The sequence below is a fragment of the Planomonospora sp. ID67723 genome, assembly GCF_015711605.1.
Classification (GTDB): domain Bacteria; phylum Actinomycetota; class Actinomycetes; order Streptosporangiales; family Streptosporangiaceae; genus Planomonospora_A.
The window spans coordinates 1,497,117-1,515,216 of the sequence record NZ_JABTEZ010000002.1 but is presented as its reverse complement, the minus strand read 5'-3'; the positions used below and the strand labels follow the sequence as shown (position 1 = coordinate 1,515,216).

Here is an 18,100-nt window from a genome sequence, read left to right as displayed (position 1 = left end):
TCCCGCCCCTGCGGGCAAGGCCCTCCCGACCGGTCAGACCCGGTCGAGGAGGGCCTTCTCCGTGACGGGGTCCTCGTGGGTGCCCTGGACCGTGCAGGCGTGGGCTCCGGCGACCGCGCCGAACCTGACGCACTCCTCCACCGGCCGGCCGCGCAGCCTGCCGTACAGGAACCCGCTGACGAAGGCGTCGCCCGCACCGTTGCTGTCGGCCACCGGGCCGGGCAACGGCGCGGCGGGGAAGTGCCGCAGGCCCTCGGAGTCGAGCACGTGACAGCCGGCGGCGCCCGCCGTGCAGACGACGGTCTCGGCGCGACCCGCCTCGAGGATGCCCCGCATGACCGCGTCCCGCCGTGCGCCGAGCGCGGTCTCCGAGAGGAAGACCAGGCCGGAGGAGCGGGCGAAGTCGCGGTGGTGGTCGTTCTCGCCGTCCCAGTCGTGCAGGTCGGTGGAGACGGTGGCGGCGTCCCTGCCCGCCAGGTCGGGGTAGACGTGACGGGCGAAGTCCATGATCGAGACGTGGACGTGACGGGCGCTGCGGGCGGCGTCGAGGTAGAGCTCTCGCGGGAGCCGCTCCTGCGGGTCGGCGCGCGGGTCGAACAGCGAGGTGCGCCGCCCGTCGGGCCCGACGAGCAGGACGCTGCGCCGGGTGCCCTGCGGGGCGGGGCCCCAGCCCGCCTCGATGCCCCGGTCGGCGAAGTGCGCCCGGATGAACCGGCCCTGGGGATCGTCGCCGACCAGGTCGACGAGCCGCACCCGCAGGCCGAGCGCGTGGCAGCCGAGCGCCACGCCGCTGCCCGTGTTGCCGATCCGGTCGACGACCGGGGGGACGGCGTAGGTGTCGGCGTACGGCAGGGGCAGCTCGGGCACGTAGACGGTGGTGTCGACACCGGTCCCCCCGATCACGGCCACGTCATGGGTCACCGATTCGCGTTCCTTTCCGGGAGGTGACGGGTCGTCACCGGTTGACCAGGGGCCCGGAGCCGGTGGAGCGGCGCACCACCAGCTCGGGCTGGAAGACCAGTTCGACGTGGCGGCCCGGCGTGCCGTTGACCCCCTCCAGGAGGGTCTCCACCGCCGCGGCGGCCATGGCGCCGATCGGCTTGCGCACGGTGGTCAGCGGCGGGTCGGTGAACGCGATCAGCGGCGAGTCGTCGAAGCCCACCACCGAGACGTCCCCGGGCACCGACAGGCCCCGGTCCCGGCACGCGCGGATCGCGCCCAGCGCCATCAGGTCCGAGGCGCACACGATCCCGGTGCACCCCCGCTCCAGCAGCCTCACCGCCGCCGCCTGGCCGCCCTCGACCGAGAACAGCGAGTGCGAGATCAGCTCGTCGACCTCGGTCACCCCCAGCAGCTGCGCCATCGCCCGCCGGTAGCCCTCGATCTTGCGGATCACCGGCACGAACCGGCCCGGGCCGACGGCCAGGCCGATGCGCTCGTGCCCCAGGTCCACCAGGTGCTGCACGCCCAGCTGGGCGGCGAGCCGGTCGTCCGGGGAGATGAAGGGCGCGTCGATCTGGTCGGTGTAGCCGTCCAGCAGGACGATGGGGAGCCCGCGGTCGGTGAGCCGGGTGTAGCGGTCCATCCGGGCCGTGGTGTCGGCGTGCAGCCCGGAGACGAAGACGATCCCGCTGACCCCCCGGTCGGTCAGCAACTCGGTGAACTCGTCCTCCGGGGCGCCGCCGGGCAGTTGGGTGCAGAGCACGGGGGTGTAGCCGTGCTGGGTCAGCGCCTTCTCGATCGCCTGGGCGAAGGCCGGGAAGATCGGGTTGTCCAGCTCCGGCGTGACCAGCCCGATCAGCCCGTTGCTGCGCTGGCGCAGCCGCTGTGGCCGCTCGTAACCCATCAGGTCCAGCGCGGTCAGCACCGACTGCCGGGTGGCCGCGGAGACGCCCGGCTTGCCGTTCAGCACCCGGCTCACCGTGGCCTCGCTGACCCCCGCCTGGGTGGCTATGTCGGCCAGGCGGGTGCCCGCCCCGTCGGGGCGCGGTCGCGCGATCCGCGTTGCTTCACCGTCCATCCGACGTACCTCACCATGGGGGCGGAGGGGACGCAAGCCGGATGGGAGCCCGGCCCGGACCCGTTGTGAAAATTATTTCCGAAATTTTCCGCAACTCTAACATCCCCCACCCGTCGGCGTCGCGAACCTCCGAAAACGGACAGGACTCCAGGCCGGTTATCGACCAGAGATACAGATGTAACCACCGGATATGCGATTTCTAACGTCATCTATGGACACATGGGCAAGTGTCGCGATGTACTACCTCATCAATCACAGGGTGGATCCGGACGCCCCGTCCGGGAGGAACGAGCGCGAATGAGTACCGTCGTCCTGGACAACGTGACCAAGGTGTACCCGGGGGGGTACCTGGCAGTCGATCGGATGAATCTGCGTGCCGGCGACGGTGAGTTCCTTGTCCTGCTCGGCCCCTCGGGCTGCGGGAAGTCCACGCTGCTGCGGATGATCGCGGGCCTCGAGGAGGTCACCTCCGGCGACCTGTGGCTGGGCGGCGAGCTCGCCAACGACCTCGCCCCGCGCGACCGCGACGTCGCCATGGTCTTCCAGAACGGCGCGCTCTACCCGCACCGCACCGTGCGCGGCAACCTCTCCTTCCCCCTGGAGATCGCCAAGGCGGACCCGGCGATGGTCAGGGAGCGGGTCACCGAGCTGTCCAAGGCGCTGCACATCGACGAGACGCTCGACCGTCGTCCTGGAACGCTCTCAGGCGGCCAGCGGCAGCGGGTGGCGATGGGCCGCGCGATCGTCCGCCAGCCCTCGCTGTTCCTGATGGACGAGCCGCTGTCCAACCTGGACGCCGGCATGCGCACCGAGCTCCGGATGGAGATCTCCGCGCTGGTCCGCGCTCTCGGGGTCACGACGATCTACGTGACGCACGACCAGGTCGAGGCGCTGACCCTGGCCGACCGGATCGCCATCATGAACCGGGGGGTGCTCCAGGACCTCGGCACCCCCGGGCAGGTCTACAACGACCCGGCCACCGCCTTCACCGCGGCCTTCCTCAGCTCACAGCAGCTCAACCTGCTCTCGGCGACCGTCCGCACGCCGCAGAACCAGTTCATCCTGCTGGACTTCGGCCCGCACCAGATCACCATTCCTTGGACCGATCCGCGCGCCTACGCGATCTCCCAGCACGTCGGCAGGCAGATCATCGTCGGGCTCCGCCCCGACTGCCTCGCCCCGGTCCCGGAGACCTTCGACGGCCCCACCTTCCTCGGGCGGGTTCGCGCCCTGGAGTACCACGGGCACGAGTGGCTGGCCTACGTCGAGTCGGGCATCACCTCCGTCGCCGTCCCCGAGCCGCCGGACCCCCGGCTGAACGCCCGCAACGGCGCGGGGACCGGCGCCCAGGGCAGCAGGATCCGCTCCATGATGCGCCGGCTGTTTCCCAGCGCGGACGCCGAGGCCGACCCTCAGTACCAGAACCAGGAGCAGACCGGCGGCACCCACCGCCGGGCCGACCTCATCGTCCGCGTCGGCTCCCGCCCCGTCTGGCGCGCGGGCGAGCCCGCCCGGGTCGGCGTCGACGCCACCCGCCTGCTGCTGTTCGCCGCAGACGGCTCCCGCATCGACCCGCCGCACCGCTGAGCCCCGGCCGCGAGCACGGCCGGGCGACGCCCTCCGGCGGAGGTCTCAGATGGAGGCGGCGATGATGGAGACGATCTCCACGACCCGGTTGGCACGGTCCACCTCGGCGCGGTGGAACGGCGGGCCCTCGGTCCTGGCCAGGACCACGTGCAGGGCCGTGCCGGGAACGGGCAGGCTCATCAGCCGGTAGGGGCCGGAGGTCAGGACGGCGGGGCGCAGGGGCGTGAGATCGCCGATCTTGACGCCGACGAGGCCGCCGGTGTCGTCGAGCCCCGCCGGGGCCTGCCAGCTGCGGTGGACGAGCTCTCCCGCGCCTGAAGCGAGGGCGACGGCCCATTCGGCGCCCACCAGATCGGGCACGGCGTCCACGAAGGTGGGGAAGGCCCGCGAGGGGTCGGCGGCGACATGGCGCAGCAGGTCGTAGTCCGGGGCCGCGCCGGGACTCTCGCGGGTGGGCCAGACGCCCTCGACCCGCATCCCCGGGACCACCGCCAGGCGGTCCCGGACGGCCGCGGAGTCCGGGGCCCCGGGCCAGGAGACGATGAAGTCGTCCACGGCCCGGCCGGTCTCGCGTTCCAGCACCGTCACCTGGAGGATGTCCGCGCCCAGCGTGCCGAGCACCCGTGCCACCTGTCCCAGGGCACCCGGCCTGTCGGGAAAGGACACCCGCAGCCGAAGGATCATCGCCGACCACCTCTCTTCGGGCACCAGAGTGCCCTGGACAGGTTTCACGAATGTTCTGAGAAGATGTCCAGGATATGTCCTGAACAGCGGCGATCTTGAGGGGCGTCCGGGGCAGGGGACGCTATTTCTGGTAGGCGCCCGCCGCGGGGGCCGAGGGCAGGGGCCTGCCGGACAGGTCGCGGGCCAGGGCGGCGCCGCCGTACCAGGCGGGCTCGAGCTTGAGAGCGCGGCCCATGGCCGGGGAGCCGGAGGCCAGGCGGAGGTTCCTGGTGCTCCGGAAGCGCGGATCGGCCACGATGGACCGGGGGCCGAGCTTGAACTTGATGGAGCGGCCGCGGTAGACGCTCCCGCCCTCGTCGGCGCCCTTGCCGTCCTCGTAGCCCATCGTCCCGCCGACCACGATGACGTTGTTGCGGAGCTTGAGGATGGCCGCCGAGCAGCCGTCGTGGCAGGACCAGCCGATGGTGTCGCGAGCCGGAAGGTAGACCGAGTTGTGCACCGCGACGGTGCCCTTCACCGGGCCGACGGCGTGCCTGGCGCCCCGGGTGATCAGGAAGGAGCCACGCTTGCGGCTGGAGGTCACCACGTTGTGCGCGAAGACGTTCCCGGTGGCGGTCCTGCCCTTCTGCGCGCCGAGTTCGGCGAAGGTCTCGTTGTTGTGGGCGATGTTGTGGGTGACCCGGTTGCGGTCGCCGTTGTAGACCTCGACGGCGGCGCCGTCGGTGCGGTAGTCGCGGCTGGGGGCGTAGCTGCCGGTGATCGTGTTGCCGGTGACGAGGTTGTCGTCGCCGTTGAGCAGCACGCCGAAGGCGCCGGAGTCGTCGTCACCGCCCCTGTCGTTGACGCTCATCCGGTTGTTGCCGGTCAGGGTGCTGTTCTTGACCGTGTTGCGGGAGCCCATGATGTGCACGCCGCTGATGTTGCGATCGGCGCGAACGGCGTCGAGCTCGTTGAGGTTGCCGCTGATCTCGAAGCCGGCCCACCGGCAGTCGCTGGCGCGCAGTCCGGTCACCCGCACGTAGGACCCGCTGATCTCGACGCAGTTGCCGTCCCTGCCGCTGATCTTCGGGAAGGCGCCTTCGCCGTACGCCTCCACGGTGATGCGGGAGGCGGCGGTGCCCTTGCCGCTCAGCGTGAGGGTGCCCTTCCAGCTACCGCCGCGCTTGAGCCGGACGGTGTCGCCGGGCTTGAGCTCGGTGCCGTTGACGGCTTCCAGGGACTGCCAGGCCGTGGCGGCCGAGGTCCCCGCCGCGGAGTCGTTGCCCCGCTGCGAGTCGACGTAGTAGGTCGTCCCCGCCGCCGCTGCGGCCGGGGCGGGAACGAACATCCCGCCCGCCACGAGCATCCCTAATGTGGGAACGATCCACCGCCTGGTCGGCTCCATCCGGGCACGCTCCATCGCCGTCATGATTGGAAAGGTCGACTTGAATCCTTTCACAACCATTGCCGGGACTGCCATTTCGAGACCGTACCTCCAGCCAACCGTTACCGCACGCCAGAGGATGTTTCCCGGGTCCGGCGACCGCTTCGGGAGGCCGGCGGCGACGTTCCTCAGCGCACGATCTTGGGACCGGAACCCGTCGAGCCGCGCACGATGAACTCCGGCTGGAAGATGAGTTCGGAGTGCTGGCCGGGCGTGCCGGCGATGGCTTCGAGCAGGGTGTGCACCGCGGCGGTCACCATCGACTGCACCGGCTGGCGCACGGTGGTCAGCGGCGGGTCGGTGAACGCGATCAGCGGCGAGTCGTCGTAGCCGACGATCGAGACGTCCCCGGGCACCGACAGGCCCCGGTCCCGGCACGCGCGGATCGCGCCCAGCGCCATCAGGTCCGAGGCGCACACGATCCCGGTGCACCCCCGCTCCAGCAACGTCGCCGCCGCCGCCTGGCCGCCCTCGACCGAGAACAGCGAGTGCGAGATCAGCTCGTCGACCTCGGTCACCCCCAGCAGCTGCGCCATCGCCCGCCGGTAGCCCTCGATCTTGCGGATCACCGGCACGAACCGGCCCGGGCCGACGGCCAGGCCGATGCGCTCGTGCCCCAGGTCCACCAGGTGCTGCACGGCCAGCCGCGCGGCGGCCCAGTCGTCCGGGGAGATGAACGGGGCCTGCACGTCTCCGGAGTGCCCGTTGAGCAGGACGATGGGAACGCCCTGGCCGAGCAGCTGGGTGTAGCGGTCCTGGTTGGCGGTGACGTCGGCGTGCAACCCGGAGACGAAGATGATCCCGCTGACCCCGCGTTCGACGAGCAGTTCGGTGAACTCGTCCTCGGCGGCGCCGCCGGGCAGCCGGGTGCACAACAGCGGCGTGTAGCCGTGCTGGGTCAGTGTCTTCTCGAAGGCCTGGGCGAAGGCCGGGAAGATCGGGTTGTCCAGCTCCGGCGTGACCAGCCCGATCAGCCCGTTGCTGCGCTGGCGCAGCCGCTGCGGCCGCTCGTAGCCCATGACGTCGAGCGCCGCCAGCACCGACTGCCGGGTGGCCGCGGAGACGCCCGGCTTGCCGTTCAGCACCCGGCTCACCGTGGCCTCGCTGACCCCGGCGTGCGCGGCGATGTCGGAGAGTCTGGCCGTGCCGGGCGCCAGCGGACCACCGTTGTACGACGTCATCGCGCTCAGCATTCCCACCAGGCGGCGGAATCCGGCGCGAGCCGCACCGTGCCGCTCCCGGCACCCGGGCCGAGCGGCTCCGCGCTGGACAGCAGGAGCCTGCCGGGCGCGGGCAGCTCGACCGGCTCACCGGTCAGGTTGACCGTGACGGCGAGCCCGTCGCCCCGGCGGAAGGCCAGGGTGCCCTCCGGGGAGTCGAGCCAGGTCAGCGTGGCGTCGTCGGAGAAGTCGCGCTCCCGTCTGATCCGCAGCGCCTGCCGGTAGAGGTGGAGCGTGGAGGCGGGGTCACGCAGCTGGGACTCGACGCTGAGCGGACCCCAGGAGACCGGCATCGGCAGCCACGATTCCTCGATGCCGGGCAGGCTGAACCCGAAGTGCGGCTGCACGTCGGCCCACGGGATCGGCACCCGGCAGCCGTCGCGGCCGTCCTCGGGGTTGCGCAGCCGCTGCGGGTCGCGCAGGTACTCCTCGGGCAGGTCGAGCACCTCGGGCAGGCCGAGTTCCTCACCCTGGTAGACGTAGGCGGAGCCGGGCAGTCCCAGGGTCAGCAGGGCCGCGGCGCGGGCCCGGCGCAGGCCGAGCTCGCCGTGGCCGTACCGCGTGACGTGCCGTTTGACGTCGTGGTTGGACAGCACCCAGGTCGCGGGCGCACCGACCGAGCCGGCACTGGCGAGCGACTCGTCGATCACCGTGCGGAAGGCGGCGGCGTCCCACGGGGTGGTCAGGAAGTGGAAGTTGAACGCCTGGTGCAGCTCGTCCGGGCGCACGTAGTTGGCCAGCCGGTCCAGGGACGGCACCCATGCCTCGGCAACGCCGATCCGCTCGCCGGGGTAGGAGTCGAGCAGCCGGCGCCAGGCTCGGTGGATCTCGTGCACGCCGTCCTGGTCGAAGAACGGGACCACCTCGGTGCCGATCATCTTGACCTGGCCGGCGTGGCCGACGTCGGGCAGCCCCTCGGCCTTGACCATGCCGTGGGAGACGTCGATGCGGAAGCCGTCCACGCCCAGGTCGAGCCAGAACCGCAGGATCGACTCGAACTCGGCGTGGACCTCGGGGTTCTCCCAGTTGAGGTCGGGCTGCTCGGGGGCGAACAGGTGCAGGTACCAGTAGCCGTCGGGCAGCCTCGTCCACGCAGGTCCGCCGAAGACCGACTCCCAGTCGTTCGGCGGGAGCTCGCCGCCGGCGCCCTTGCCCTCGCGGAAGATGTAGCGCTCCCGCTCGGGGCTGCCCGGTCCGGCGGCCAGCGCCTGCTGGAACCACACGTGCTGGTCGGAGGTGTGGTTGGGCACGACGTCGACGATGATGCGCAGATCGTGCGCGTGCGCGTCGTCGATCAGGGCCTTGGCGTCGGCGAGCGAGCCGAAGATGGGGTCCACGTCCCGGTAGTCCGCCACGTCGTAGCCGAAGTCGGCCATCGGCGAGGTGTAGAACGGGTTCAGCCAGATCGCGTCGACGCCCAGGTCGGCCAGGTAGCGCAGCCGGCTCCGCACACCCAGCAGGTCGCCGATGCCGTCGCCGTTGCCGTCGGCGAAGCTGCGCACGTAGACCTGGTAGATCACCGCGTCGCGCCACCACCGGGTCGCGGTGCTGACGGCCTCGGCATGGCCCACGTGGACGAGCTCGGTCATATTTGTCCCCCGATCAAGCGACATATCAGGACGTGATAGCACAGTGGTGTTACAGCTTCGTGGCGCCGGCGGTGAGACCGGCCACGAGGTTGCGCTGGACGAGCAGGAAGACGACCGCCGCGGGCACCGCGATGAGCACGGCCGCGGCCGTCATCAGGCCCCAGTCGGACCAGTGCTGTCCGACGAACTGCTGCAGGCCCGCGGCGAGGGTGCGCGTGTCGTCCCCCGTCATGAACACCGAGGCGTAGGCGACCTCGCCCCAGGCGGTCATGAAGGAGTAGAACGCGGTGACCGCGATGCTCGGCCGGGCCAGCGGCAGGATGACCCGCCAGAAGGTGCCGAACGGCGACAGCCCGTCGATCATGCCGGCCTGGTCGATCTCGCGTGGGATGGAGTCGAAGTAGCCCTTCATCATCCACGCGCAGAACGGCACCGCCACGGTCATGTAGGCGATGACCAGGCCCGGGATCTGGTTGAGCAGCCCCAGGCCCGCCATCAGGTTGTACAGCGGCACGATCAGGATCGCCACCGGGAACATCTGGGTGACCAGCAGCATCCACATGACCCCGCGGTAGCCCGGGAACCGGAAGCGGCTGATCGCGTACCCGGTCGTCGAGGACAGGAAGACGCCGATGACCGTGGTGAGCCCCGCGATGATCACGGAGTTGAGCAGCCAGTTCGGGAACTGGGTCTCGGTCAGCACCCGGACGTAGTTGTCCAGCGAGGAGTCGTCGAAGAGCTTCAGCTCGGTGGAGAGCCAGCCGTCGCGCGGCTTGAGCGAGGTCAGGACGAGCCAGACGACGGGGAACAGCGAGATGAGGGACGCGACGATCAGCGTCCCGTGCAGCAGGACCGAGCCGCCGAGGCTGCGCTCGCCGCGGCCGCGGGCCCTCCTGCGGGTGGTGACGGCGCTCACCAGACCTCCCCTTGCTTGCGCAGCGCGCGGCGGTAGACGACGGCCATCACGACGAGGAGCAGCAGGATGAGCACGCCCCAGGCCGCCGAGCCCGAGTAGTTGCGGATGCCGGTGAAGGCCTCGCGGTAGGCGTAGGTCACCAGGATCTCGGTGGAGCTGCCCGGCCCTCCCCCGGTGATCAGGAAGATCAGCGGGAACATGTTGAACGTCCAGATCGTGCCCAGCAGCAGGACGGTGCTGGAGACGGTCCGCAGGCCCGGGACGGTGACGAAGCGGAAACGCTGCCACGGCGTGGCGCCGTCCACCTCGGCCGCCTCGTAGAGCTCCCTGGGGATCGACTGGAGGCCGCCCAGCATCGCCAGCATCATGAAGGGGATGCCGATCCAGACGTTGACCGCGATGACGGCGATCTTGGCCGTGGTCGGGTCGTCGAGCCAGCCCACCGCGCCCAGACCGACGGACCTCAGCATCGCGTTGATGACGCCGTAGTCGCTGTTGTAGAGGTAGCGCCAGATGAACGCGGCGACGAACGGCGGGATCGCCCAGGGCAGGACCAGCATCAGCCGGTAGGCCGAGCGGAAGCGCAGCCTGCGGTTGAGCATCAGGGCCAGGCCGAGGCCGAGGCCGTAGTGGAGCGCGACGCAGGCGACGGTCCACAGCACCGTCCAGGTCAGCTTCTCCCAGAACAGGCCGCCGGTCAGGATGCCGACGTAGTTGTCCAGCCCGACGAACTCGTAGGTCGAGGGGATCACGTTGACGCCGATGGTGCGGCCCATCGTGGCCTCGGTGGCGTCGGTCAGGGAGAGGTAGACGCCGCGGACCAGCGGCCAGCCGATCAGCGCGACGGTGACCACGACGACCGGGACCACCATGGCCCAGGCGTACCAGTACTGCGAGACCGCCCGCCGGACCGGGCCGGCCTGCTTGGGGCGGCCCCGGCCGCGGGCGCCGTCAGCGGCGCCCGCGGCCCGGTCCCTGGTCGTGCCGGTCACACGTCCAGTGGAGGTCGCCACGGATCAGCTCCAGTCCTTGAAGATGCCGCGGTACTTCTCGTCGACCGTCTTGAGCATGTCCTCAGGGGAGGTCTTGCCGCCGACCAGGGACTGGTAGCCCTCCAGGAGCGGCTGGAAGAGCTGGCCGCCCTCCGGGATCCACGGACGCGGGGTCGCGGTGTCCATGATCGGCTTGAAGACGGCGACGTCGGGGTTGCCCTGGACGTCGGGGTTGTCGTAGGCGGAGGTGCGGGTCGGCAGGAGGCTGATCTCCTTGGCGACCTTGGCCTGGGCCTCGGGGGTGCTCATGAAGCGGATGAACTCGTAGGAGGCGTCGATGCTCTTGGAGCCGGCGTAGATGGCGTAGTTCCACCCGCCGGTCGGGGCGCCGGCCTTGACCGAACCCGCCGGGACCGGGGCGATGCCCAGGTTCTCCTTGTCCTTGAACTCCTTGCCCTGGTAGAGCTCCGACAGCGCCCACGGGCCGTTGTAGATCATCGCGGCCTTGCCGTCCTTGAGGGCGGTCATGGCGTTGGCGTAGCTGTCCTGGATGGCCGGCTTGGCCGCGGCGCCGGAGGTGATCAGGTCCGAGACCACGGCCATGGCCTTGGCGTTCTCGGGGGAGTTGATGGTGATCTTCTTGCCCTGCACGTCGAGCAGGTCACCGCCCTCGCCGTACATGAAGGGCAGCAGGAAGTAGGCGTCCACGTTGAGCGCGAGGCCGTTGACGCCGGTCTTCTCCTTGACGTCGAGCGCGGCCTTCTTCAGCTCCTCGATCGTGGCGGGAGCCTTGTCCCAGCCGGCCTCCTTGAGCAGCTTCTTGTTGTAGATCAGCGCCAGGGTGTCGGTGACCTGCGGCACGGCGTAGGTCTTGCCGTTGTACTTGGTGCTGCTCAGCGGCCCGGCCAGGAAGTCGGACTCGTTCTCGACGGCGCGGGTGCCGTCCAGCGGCTGGAGGTAGCCGAGTGAGGCGAACTGGGAGGTCCAGGCGACCTCGGAGCGGATCACGTCGGGCGCGCCGGTGCCGGCCTGGGCCGCGGTCTGGAACTTGTTCTGCGCCTGGTCCGAGGGGACGTTGACGTAGTTGACCTTGATCTTCGGGTACTTGGCCTGGAACTCCTTGATGAGGGCCTGGAACGTCGGCCCCTCGCTGTCCGGACGGACCGTGTCCCACCAGGTGATCTCGCCGCTGATCTGGGACGGGTCGGCCGGGGCGGACTGGGCCGGAGCCGCCGAACCGCTGTCGCCGCCGCCACAGGCGGAAACCGCCAGGGCGAGGGCCGCGACTATCGTCGCGGCAGAGAAGGCTCGCCGCATGATTTCTCCTCATAGCTCAGGGGGGCCGGACCTCTGGCGGAGAACCACCGGGCCGGTGTTGGAGTACGCCGGACGTTACGCCGACGTGAACCCCATTGGAAGAAGTTGCTGCAAGAGTCTGCAAACTTGTTACATATCGAACCAACGCCGTGAACTGGGAGAACTCGCCCACCGCACATGGATTAGAGGATATGCGCAGGTCAAAGCTGCTTTAGCGGACGGAAGCCAGAGCTCGCCGGGACCTCTCGGACTCCCTGGAACCGAGGCGGCCATCACGATTCAGAAAGTTGCCGCAAGGCATTGCATAGATCATGCCCAATGAGTAACTTCCGGGCAACACCCCCGAAACAACTCCGTGGAGGCCCCAGTGGTCTGGCCCCTCCCCCCACGGCGTGCGAGAGCGACCGTCCATGCGGGCGCCGCGTTCGCGGTCACCCTGGTCACCGCCTCCCTCGCCGTCCTCACACCTCCCGCCGCCGCGACGGCGCGCCCTTCCCTCGCCGATTCCGCACTCGCCACGCCGGGCCGTACGTCCGGACCGCTCGTCTCCCCCTTGAGCCGCACGGCCGGGCCCGCCGACCGTGATCTCGCCCGTGACGCGCTCCGCGCCGACCTGAGCCGCGAGCGCTTCTACTTCGCCATGACCGACCGCTTCGCCAACGGCGACCCCGGCAACGACCGGGGCGGCCTGTCCGGCGACCGGCTCGCCACCGGTTTCGACCCCACCCACAAGGGCTTCTACCAGGGTGGAGACCTGAAGGGCCTGCTCGGCAGGCTCGACTACATCCAGGGACTCGGCAGCACCGCGCTCTGGATCACCCCGGCCTTCGCCAACCGCCCGGTCCAGGGCGTCGGCGAGAGGGCCTCCTCCGGATACCACGGCTACTGGATCACCGACTTCACCCGCATCGACCCGCATCTCGGCACGAACGCCCAGATGAGGCAACTGGTGCGGGAGGCGCACAAGCGCGGGATGAAGGTCTTCTTCGACATCATCACCAACCACACGGCCGACGTGATCGACTACAGGGAGAAGACCTACTCCTACCGTTCCAAGGGCGCCTACCCCTACGTCGACGCCTCCGGCACCCCGTTCGACGACCGGGCGTACGCGAGCGGGAACACCTTCCCGAAGGTCACCGCCGACTCCTTCCCCTACACGCCGGTCGCGCCGGCGAAGGCCAAGACCCCGTCGTGGCTGAACGACCCGACGATGTACCACAACCGGGGCGACTCCACCTTCAGCGGCGAGAACGCCGAGTACGGCGACTTCTTCGGCCTGGACGACCTGTGGACCGAGCGTCCCGAGGTAGTCAGGGGCATGACCGACATCTACAAGACGTGGGTGCGGGAGACCGGCATCGACGGTTTCCGCATCGACACCGCCAAGCACGTCAACATGGAGTTCTGGGAGAGGTTCTCCCCCGCCCTGCGCGGCTACGCGGCCCAGCGCGGCAACAAGCGCTTCTTCATGTTCGGCGAGGTCTACTCCAGCGAGCCGTCCTTCACCAGCCGCTACTCCACCCGCGGCGGCATGAACGCCACCCTGGACTTCCCCTTCCAGGAGGCCGCCCGCTCCTTCAGCGGCGGCAAGGCACCGGCCGCGAGGCTGTCGCAGCTGTTCGCCGGCGACGACTACCACACCGACGCCGACGGCAACGCCTCCTCGCTGCCGACCTTCCTCGGCAACCACGACATGGGCCGCATCGGCCGGTTCGTCGCCCAGGACAACCCGGGCGCGCCGGACTCCGAGCTGCTCAGGCGGGACCTGCTCGCACACGAGCTGATGTACCTGACACGCGGCCAGCCGGTGGTCTACTACGGCGACGAGCAGGGCTTCACCGGCAAGGGCGGCGACCAGGACGCCCGCCAGTCCATGTTCGCCTCGAAGACCGCGTCCTACCTGTCCGACGGCCTGATCGGCACCGACGCCACCCACGCGCAGGACAACTACGTCTCCACGCACCCGATCTACCAGGGCGTCGCCGCCCTGGCCGAGCTGCGTGAGGCCCACCCGGCCCTGGCCGACGGCGCCCAGATCGAGCGCCTGGCCTCCGGGGGCGTCTACGCCTTCTCCCGGATCGACGCGCGCGCCCAGGTCGAGTACGTCGTCGCGGTCAACAACGCCGAGCAGGCGGCGACGGTGCAGGTGCCGACGTTCTCCGCCGGCATGGGCTTCGCCAAGGTGTACGGCGACGCCGCGGCCTCCGTCACCACCGGGGCCGACGCCAGGCTCGGGGTGACCGTCCCGGCCCTGTCGGCGGTCGTCTACAAGGCTTCCGCAAAGCTTGCGCAACCGCCGGCGGCCCCGGCCGTCTCGATCGCGCTGCCGGGCACCGAGATCAGGGGCACCGCCGAGGACGGCCGGATCCCGGTCACCGCGACCGTGCCGGGCGCCGGCTTCGACCAGGTCACCTTCGCCGCCAAGGCGGGCGACGGAGCGTGGAAGGTGCTCGGCACCGACGACGCGCCCTCCGCCGCCGGTGAGAACCGTACGTTCCGGGTCTTCCACGACCTGAAGGGCGTCGCGGCGGGAACGAAGATCACTTACAAGGCCGTGGTGAAGGACTCCGCGGGCCGTTTCGCCTCGGCGACCGCGGCGGCGACCGTGGCCCCCGAGCCGGAGCCCGAGGAGCCGGGCGCGGTCAAACGTGACTGGCTCGTCGTGCATTATCAACGGGCCGACACCGCGTCTGATCCCTACAGCGGCTGGGGCCTGCACGTCTGGGGTGACGTCGAGAACCCCACCGACTGGGCCGAGCCCCTCCCGCTGACCGGCGAGGACGCCTACGGCCGCTTCGCCTGGATCAAGCTGAAGCCGGGCGCGACGAACGTCGGGATCATCGCCCACAAGGGCGACGAGAAGGACGGCGGCGACCGGATCGTCAACCCCGCCAAGAACGGCGAGGTCTGGCTGGCCGAGGGCAGGCCGGACACCTACCCCTCCCGCGCCGCGGCCCAGGGCTACGCCACCGTCCACTACAGCCGGGCCGACAAGGACTACGACGGCTGGGGACTGCACCTGTGGGGCGACGGCCTGGCCGACGGCGTGCCCACCGAGTGGGCCGCGCCGCGCCCGCCGGACGGCGCCGACGCCTACGGCGCGTTCTGGAAGGTCCCGCTCAAGAACGCCTCGGTCCCGTTCAGCTACATCATCCACAAGGGCGACAGCAAGGACCCCGGCCCCGACCAGACCTTCACCCCCGCGCTCCAGCCTGAGGCCTACGTCAACTCCGGTGTGGCGGCGGTCCACCCGACCCGGGCAGCCGCCGAGAACGTCGCGATCCTGCATTACCACCGGCCCGACGGGAACTACGACGGCTGGGGACTGCACCTGTGGGGGGACGTGGCCGAGCCCACCGAGTGGGCCGCCCCGCTCCAGCCCGCCGGCAAGGACGGCTTCGGCGTCTTCTTCCGCGTCCCTCTGACCGAGGGAGCGAAGAACGTGAGCTACATCATCCACAGGGGCGACGAGAAGGACCTCCCGTCCGAACAGGCCCTGAACCTGACCGCCACCGGCCACGAGATCTGGCGGGTCGCGGCCGCCGAGGGCCACGTGCTGCCGCAGTCGGCGGCGCGCGGCGCCGACGCCGACCTGTCCAAGGCCTCCGCCCACTGGATCGACCGGAACACCGTCGCCTGGAAGGTCCAGCCGTCGGCCTCACTCCGCTACTCGCTGGCCTTCTCCGCCAAGGGCGGCATCGCCTACGCCAAGGGCGACCTGACCGGCTCCTACCGGGTCGTCCGCCTGAATCCCGCAAGCCTCACCGACGCGCAGAAGGCCCGGTGGCCGCACCTGGCCGGGCACGCCGCGCTCGCGGTGGACCCGCGTGACGCCGACCTGGTGGAGGAGGCCCTGCGCGGCCAGGTCGTGGCCGTCGAGCGGGACGCCTCCGGCGCGCTGCTGACCGCCACCGGCGTGCAGATCCCCGGCGTGCTCGACGACGTCTACGCCGGGGCGACCGGCGCCGACCTCGGTCCGGACGCCTCCGGCGCGCTGCCCCGCCTGTCCGTCTGGGCGCCGACCGCGCAGAAGGTGGAGCTGGCGCTCTACCGGGACGCCGCGGGCGGCGGCCGCAGCGTGCACCCGATGCGCCGTGACGACGCCACCGGCGTCTGGTCGGCGCGGGGCCTGCCCACCTGGAAGGGGCGCTACTACACCTTCCTGGTCACGGTCTACTCCCCCGCCGCCGGGAAGGTCGTCACCAACGAGGTGACCGACCCCTACAGCGTCTCGCTGGCCGCCGACTCGGTCCGCAGCCAGCTCGTGGACCTGTCCGACCGCTCGCTGCGGCCCGACGGCTGGACCTCGCTGGCCAAGCCGCCCGCCGTGCCGCAGGAGAAGGCGTCGGTCTACGAGCTGCACGTGCGCGACTTCTCCGCCTCCGACGCGACGGTCCCGGCCGAGCGGCGCGGCACCTACGCGGCCTTCGGCGGCGAGTCCGCCGGGATGAAGGAGCTGCGCGCGCTCGCCGGGGACGGGCTGACCCACGTGCACCTGCTGCCGGTCTTCGACATCGCGACCATCCCCGAGCGCAAGGCCGACCGCGCCGAGCCCGACTGCGACCTGGCCTCGCTGCCGGCCGACTCCGACAAGCAGCAGGAGTGCGTGGCCGAGACCGCCGCCGAGGACGGCTTCAACTGGGGCTACGACCCGCGGCACTACACCGTGCCGGAGGGCTCCTACGCCTCCGACCCGGACGGCACCGCGCGCATCAGGGAGTTCCGGGGCATGGTCGCCGGCCTGAACGGCGCGGGCCTGCGGGTGGTCATGGACGTGGTCTACAACCACACCCACGCCGCCGGACAGGATCCGACCTCGGTGCTCGACCGGATCGTGCCCGGCTACTACCACCGGCTGCTCGACGACGGCGCGGTGGCCACCTCCACCTGCTGCGCCAACACCGCGCCCGAGCACGCCATGATGGGCAAGCTGGTCGTCGACTCCATCGTCACCTGGGCGAAGCAGTACAAGATCGACGGTTTCCGGTTCGACCTGATGGGCCACCACCCCAAGGCGAACATGCTCGCCGTGCGCAAGGCCCTGGACGGGCTCACGCCCGCGAAGGACGGCGTGGACGGCAAGTCGATCATCCTGTACGGCGAGGGCTGGAACTTCGGCGAGGTCGCCGACGGCGCCCGGTTCGAGCAGGCCACCCAGCTCAACATGGCCGGGACCGGGATCGGCACCTTCAACGACCGGCTGCGCGACGCGGTGCGCGGCGGCGGCCCGTTCGACCCCGACCCCCGGGTGCAGGGCTTCGGCTCGGGCCTGGCCGGGGCGCCGAACGGCTCGCCCGCCAACGGCACCGCCGAGCAGCAGCGCGCCCGCCTGCTCGGCTACCACGACCTGCTCAAGGTCGGTCTGACCGGCAACCTGCGCGACTACCGCTTCACCGCCTCCTCCGGGAAGGAGGTCACGGGCTCGCAGGTCGACTACAACGGCGCCCCCGCCGGGTACACCGCCGCGCCCGGCGAGGCCGTGACCTACGTGGACGCGCACGACAACGAGACGCTGTTCGACGCGCTGGCCTACAAGCTGCCGCAGGCGACGCCCATGGCCGACCGGGTCCGCATGCAGACGCTCTCGCTGGCCGCCTCGGCGCTCTCCCAGGGCACCGCGTTCGTGCACGCCGGCAGCGAGCGGCTGCGTTCCAAGTCGCTGGACCGCAACTCCTACGACTCCGGCGACTGGTTCAACCGGCTGCTGTGGGACTGCGGGCAGGGCAACGGCTTCGGCGCGGGCCTGCCGCCCAAGGCCGACAACGGGGACAAGTGGCAGTATGCCAAGGCGCTGCTGGCCGACCCGGCGCTGAGGCCGGACTGCGCCGCGATCGGTTCGGCCCGGGCCGGGTACGGCGAGCTGCTGAAGATCCGTTCCTCCTCCCCCGCCTTCGCGCTCGGCTCCCTGGCAGAGGTGCAGAAGCGGCTGTCGTTCCCGGTGAGCGGCACCGCGGAGACCCCGGGTGTCGTGACCATGCACCTGGACGCCTCGGGAATCGACCCGAAGTGGAAGTCGATCACCGTCGTCTTCAACGCGACCCCTGAGCGGCAGGCGCAGACCGTGGCCGCGCTCAAGGGCGGCCAGGTGGCGCTGCACCCGGTCCAGGCGGGGGGCGGCGACGCCGTCGTGAAGCAGTCGGCCTTCGAGGCCGCCACCGGCACGCTGACGGTCCCGGCCCGCACGGTCGCCGTCTTCGTGCAGTCCTAGCGTCCCGGCCGGTCCCGGGCCTTCCCAGGACCGGCCGGACGGCACGAAACTCCCGGAAAGCGATTTCATGCGATCCGGGGAGCCGTCCGCGGGCCCGCCGTCCCGGTGGACCCGCCACAAGCCGCCGGGCCGGGTGTTGCA

11 protein-coding genes are annotated in these 18,100 nt (G+C 70.7%); 2 read left to right on the top strand and 9 right to left on the bottom strand.

Going from position 1 to position 18,100, the window contains the following annotated elements; genetic code table 11:
* Nucleotides 1-33: 33 nt before the first annotated feature.
* Nucleotides 34-921 carry a carbohydrate kinase family protein gene (locus tag HS041_RS40085; protein WP_196442056.1) on the bottom strand — a complete coding sequence of 296 codons (888 nt, stop codon included), beginning with the start codon at nt 919-921 and terminating at the stop codon, nt 34-36.
* Nucleotides 922-955: 34 nt separating this feature from the next.
* Nucleotides 956-2,020, bottom strand: coding sequence for a LacI family DNA-binding transcriptional regulator (locus tag HS041_RS19380; RefSeq protein WP_196442055.1), 1,065 nt, complete (start codon nt 2,018-2,020; stop codon nt 956-958).
* A 297-nt stretch (nt 2,021-2,317) separates the two neighbouring features.
* Between HS041_RS19380 and HS041_RS19375 the strand changes: the two genes are divergently transcribed.
* On the top strand, nt 2,318-3,607 hold the full coding sequence (locus tag HS041_RS19375; protein ID WP_196442054.1) for an ABC transporter ATP-binding protein: 1,290 nt from the start codon (nt 2,318-2,320) through the stop codon (nt 3,605-3,607).
* Nucleotides 3,608-3,652: 45 nt separating this feature from the next.
* On the opposite strand, the gene HS041_RS19370 is transcribed toward HS041_RS19375, so the two are convergent.
* The 7 genes from HS041_RS19370 to HS041_RS19340 all read right to left on the bottom strand — a co-directional run bounded on the left by HS041_RS19370 (nt 3,653) and on the right by HS041_RS19340 (nt 11,748).
* On the bottom strand, nt 3,653-4,291 hold the full coding sequence (locus tag HS041_RS19370) for an ACT domain-containing protein (RefSeq protein ID WP_196442053.1): 639 nt from the start codon (nt 4,289-4,291) through the stop codon (nt 3,653-3,655).
* 121 nt (nt 4,292-4,412) lie between these two features.
* Nucleotides 4,413-5,699: a right-handed parallel beta-helix repeat-containing protein gene (locus HS041_RS19365; RefSeq protein ID WP_230879131.1), complete on the bottom strand. Its 1,287-nt coding sequence runs from the start codon at nt 5,697-5,699 to the stop codon at nt 4,413-4,415.
* Nucleotides 5,700-5,842: 143 nt separating this feature from the next.
* Entirely contained in the window at nt 5,843-6,895 is a 1,053-nt protein-coding gene (locus HS041_RS19360) for a LacI family DNA-binding transcriptional regulator (RefSeq protein ID WP_196442052.1), read from the bottom strand.
* 5 nt (nt 6,896-6,900) lie between these two features.
* Nucleotides 6,901-8,523: a glycoside hydrolase family 13 protein gene (locus HS041_RS19355; protein ID WP_196442051.1), complete on the bottom strand. Its 1,623-nt coding sequence runs from the start codon at nt 8,521-8,523 to the stop codon at nt 6,901-6,903.
* A 49-nt stretch (nt 8,524-8,572) separates the two neighbouring features.
* Nucleotides 8,573-9,439 (bottom strand): sugar ABC transporter permease, encoded by an 867-nt coding sequence (locus tag HS041_RS19350; RefSeq protein WP_196442050.1) that lies wholly within the window; start codon nt 9,437-9,439, stop codon nt 8,573-8,575.
* Nucleotides 9,436-10,452: a carbohydrate ABC transporter permease gene (locus HS041_RS38455; RefSeq protein ID WP_196442049.1), complete on the bottom strand. Its 1,017-nt coding sequence runs from the start codon at nt 10,450-10,452 to the stop codon at nt 9,436-9,438. Before HS041_RS38455 ends, HS041_RS19350 begins: the two co-directional genes overlap by 4 nt.
* Nucleotides 10,453-10,455: 3 nt before the next feature.
* Nucleotides 10,456-11,748, bottom strand: coding sequence for an extracellular solute-binding protein (locus HS041_RS19340; protein ID WP_196442048.1), 1,293 nt, complete (start codon nt 11,746-11,748; stop codon nt 10,456-10,458).
* 367 nt (nt 11,749-12,115) lie between these two features.
* Between HS041_RS19340 and pulA the strand changes: the two genes are divergently transcribed.
* Entirely contained in the window at nt 12,116-17,959 is a 5,844-nt protein-coding gene (pulA, locus tag HS041_RS19335; protein ID WP_196442047.1) for a pullulanase-type alpha-1,6-glucosidase, read from the top strand.
* Nucleotides 17,960-18,100 lie beyond the last annotated feature (141 nt).

Bases quoted from the DNA above. Each gene is read 5' to 3' on its own strand.
- HS041_RS19380 (WP_196442055.1), bottom strand. From the start codon at position 2,020: ATGGACGGTGAAGCAACGCGGATCGCGCGACCGCGCCCCGACGGGGCG.
- HS041_RS19375 (WP_196442054.1), top strand. From the start codon at position 2,318: ATGAGTACCGTCGTCCTGGACAACGTGACCAAGGTGTACCCGGGGGGG.
- HS041_RS19370 (WP_196442053.1), bottom strand. From the start codon at position 4,291: ATGATCCTTCGGCTGCGGGTGTCCTTTCCCGACAGGCCGGGTGCCCTG.
- HS041_RS19365 (WP_230879131.1), bottom strand. From the start codon at position 5,699: ATGACGGCGATGGAGCGTGCCCGGATGGAGCCGACCAGGCGGTGGATC.
- HS041_RS19360 (WP_196442052.1), bottom strand. From the start codon at position 6,895: ATGACGTCGTACAACGGTGGTCCGCTGGCGCCCGGCACGGCCAGACTC.
- HS041_RS19355 (WP_196442051.1), bottom strand. From the start codon at position 8,523: ATGACCGAGCTCGTCCACGTGGGCCATGCCGAGGCCGTCAGCACCGCG.
- HS041_RS19340 (WP_196442048.1), bottom strand. From the start codon at position 11,748: ATGCGGCGAGCCTTCTCTGCCGCGACGATAGTCGCGGCCCTCGCCCTG.